A 3,346-nucleotide genomic window follows, 5' to 3' on the forward strand; every position below is an offset into this window, starting at 1 on the left:
TCCCCGTGCTTGCCCTCTCTGTGCTGTGATCCTAGAACATGAACCGAAGCAGGACAGTGTGCTTTTCCAAGTTTATAAAATTTTCTTTGAGACTGCCTCAAAGTCTGCTATCATACATTTCTTGTGGCTGGTTACGCATTGTTCGTCCTTGATTAGGAAGAGCGATCGCCCGCCAAGTGAATTGAATATCAATTCCGAAAAAGTACCCTGGAGAGATGGCCGAGTGGTCGAAGGCGCAGCACTGGAAATGCTGTATAGGGGTGACTCTATCGAGGGTTCGAATCCCTCTCTCTCCGTTTTTCATTCCAGCTCTGTTCCGGTCTACTAGTCTATGTAGTAGATGATGTTGATCCTGACTAGTTCTAGGTTCTACCGCCAGTTCTTGGGAGACCAAGGCTAGAATAGAGAGACATTGTTATTCAGGAACGCCAGCGTTCACACGTTGTGATCAATCCCAAGGGGCGATCGCCTAGGCTGACCTTAGCGGTTGCTATGGTTATGGCTGGCTTGTGATTACACTGCAGCCAGCTTACACCTTAGGTCTAGGGTCGGTTCCTCCTGTCTATTGCTGCATCTCCCATGCATGGAGAATTGCTCTACGGGTGAAACGTATTATTAACTATGAAACAGTTCTTGCACTCTCGTTCAACCCTTCAACCTCGCCGCACTCGACCCGCCCATGCTAGAGCGAAAGGAACGGTCGTAGCCGGGATGGCAGCCGCAGGCTGGATGATGCTCCAAAGCATCTTGCCAGCTCCAGCCCTAGCCAATGGCCAGGCTGGTCAAAACGGCCAAGACCTCAGCTATAGCAACTTGCTAGAAAAAATCCAGGCAGGGCAAGTCGAGAGCATCGCCATCGATGAGAGCCGCAATGTGGTTCAGGTGACGCTTGAAAATCAAGACGACGACACCCCCATTGAGGTGCAGATCTTCACCGGCAACCTCAATGCCGAACTGGTTCAGCTTGCACGAGAAAACAATGTAGAGATTGAGTCAGCCCCCACCACCAACGGCAGCACCGCCAGTTGGTTTTTCACCAACTTCTTCCTGGCTTTCTTGGTAGTTGTCTTCCTCGTGATGATTTTGCGGCGCTCTGCCAACGCTTCGGGGCAAGCCATGAACTTCGGCAAATCTCGCGCTCGTTTCCAGATGGAAGCGAAAACCGGCGTGATGTTTGACGATGTGGCTGGCATTGAGGAAGCCAAGGAAGAACTGCAAGAAGTTGTCTCTTTTCTGAAAAAGCCTGAGAAATTCACCGCCGTGGGGGCTCGAATTCCCCGAGGGGTGTTGTTGATTGGTTCCCCAGGTACTGGGAAGACGCTGCTTGCCAAAGCGATCGCTGGCGAAGCTGGCGTTCCTTTCTTTAGTATCTCGGGCTCAGAATTTGTTGAAATGTTTGTGGGCGTGGGTGCATCCCGCGTGCGGGACTTGTTCCGCAAGGCAAAGGAAAATGCGCCCTGTATTGTGTTTATTGATGAAATTGACGCCGTCGGTCGGCAGCGCGGTACGGGCATCGGCGGCGGCAATGATGAACGGGAGCAAACCCTCAATCAGCTTTTGACGGAGATGGATGGCTTTGAGGGCAATGCCGGGGTGATCATCATCGCCGCGACTAACCGCCCGGATGTGTTGGATTCAGCACTGCTGCGTCCTGGCCGCTTCGATCGCCGGGTCATGGTCGATTTGCCAGACTTTAAGGGACGTCTCGGTATTTTAGAGGTTCATGCCCGCACCAAAAAAGTAGCGGCAGATGTTTCGCTAGAAAACCTAGCCCGCCGGACGCCAGGGCTATCTGGGGCCGACTTGGCAAATCTGCTCAATGAAGCCGCTATCCTCACTGCCCGTCGCCGCAAGGATGCCATCACCCTTGCAGAAATCGATGATGCTTTCGATCGCGTCATTGCTGGCATGGAAGGTACACCCCTAGTAGACAGCAAGAAAAAGCGACTGGTTGCCTACCATGAAGTCGGTCATGCCATCGTGGGCACTTTGGTCAAAGGTCATGAGCCCCTGCAAAAAGTCACCCTAATTCCTCGGGGGCAGGCCCTAGGGCTCACCTGGTTTACCCCGAATGAAGAGCCAGGTCTAACAACGCGATCGCAATTTATGGCCCGGATCATGATGGCCTTGGGTGGTCGTGCCGCTGAGGATGTGGTCTTTGGACATGATGAAGTGACTACCGGCGCTGGCAATGATCTGGAAAAGGTGACCGACATGGTGCGTAATATGGTCACGCGCTACGGCATGTCTGATCTCGGTCAATTTGCCATGGAAACCGGCAACCACGAAGTCTTTCTCGGACGCGATCTCGGTCGGCAAGGGGCAGAATATTCTGAAGATCTAGCCACTCGCATTGACCAACGGGTACGAGAGATGGCTCTAGATTGCTATACCCAAGCCTGTACTTTAATTCGCGATAATCGCGCCTTGGTGGATGATCTGGCCGAGCTGCTCGTTGAATGTGAAACCATTGACGGCGATGAGTTTCGCAAAATTGTCGGTCAACGGGTAGATTTACCCCAACCGGAACTGGCCAGCAGCAGCGTGTGACCCCCAGGGGAGCGATCGGTCAATAGCATCACAGGTAGTGGATCAGCTCTACTGCCTGTGATGCTGATCCGGTGGTCCATCGAGCTACCAACCTGATGACCTGACAAAACTCCTGCAATCCTGATTCTTTCGTAGGTTGGGCTAGTATTAGCGGCACCCAACGGAGTCTAAGCTGATGTTGGGTTTCCCGTTGCTCAACCTAGCATCAACACAACGATGGTGCAGTTAACTAGGATATGGAGGATTGTGGTGATCATCAGGTAGTTTGCTGAAGACATCCGGCCACGGTAGGATGCAGTATCCCTACGCGAGTGAGCGCAAGTCAGCCATGTCGCCTAAAGTTGTCGAAATTCTGTCAGACGATGAGATTCGCCGCACCCTAACCCGGCTGGCGTCCCAAGTGATCGAACGCATTGGAGATGTCTCCAAGCTGGCGCTGCTCGGCATCTATACCCGAGGGGTTCCTTTAGCAACGATGCTGGCCCAGCAAATTGAACAGTTGGAGGGGCAGGCGGTGCCGGTGGGAGCCATCGACATTACCTTTTACCGCGATGACCTCGACAAAATTAAAACCCGCACGCCGGCTAAAACTAAAATCCCCATGGAGCTATCGGGCAAAACGGTTGTGTTGGTCGATGACGTGATCTACAGCGGCAGGACGATTCGCGCCGCCCTGAATGCGGTGAATGACTACGGCCGCCCTGATGTGATTTGGTTAGTAACGCTGGTGGATCGAGGGCATCGCGAGTTGCCCATCCATCCTGATTTCACCGGCAGATGCCTGCCCACGGCCCGC

The 3,346-nt window shown here is 53.3% G+C and carries 2 protein-coding genes and 1 tRNA gene; all 3 read left to right on the plus strand.

Annotated elements, in window-relative coordinates:
* Positions 1–209 precede the first annotated feature (209 nt).
* Positions 210–296: transfer RNA gene (locus tag V6D20_12170), tRNA-Ser, on the plus strand.
* A 325-nt stretch (positions 297–621) separates the two neighbouring features.
* Positions 622–2,550, plus strand: a complete 1,929-nt coding sequence (ftsH, locus tag V6D20_12175; GenBank protein ID HEY9816536.1) for an ATP-dependent zinc metalloprotease FtsH — start codon at positions 622–624, stop codon at positions 2,548–2,550.
* A 328-nt stretch (positions 2,551–2,878) separates the two neighbouring features.
* Positions 2,879–3,346: bifunctional pyr operon transcriptional regulator/uracil phosphoribosyltransferase PyrR (gene pyrR / locus V6D20_12180; protein HEY9816537.1), on the plus strand; the 468-nt coding region annotated here is incomplete at its 3' end.

It is taken from the genome of Candidatus Obscuribacterales bacterium (assembly GCA_036703605.1).
In the GTDB taxonomy this organism is placed as follows: domain Bacteria; phylum Cyanobacteriota; class Cyanobacteriia; order RECH01; family RECH01; genus RECH01.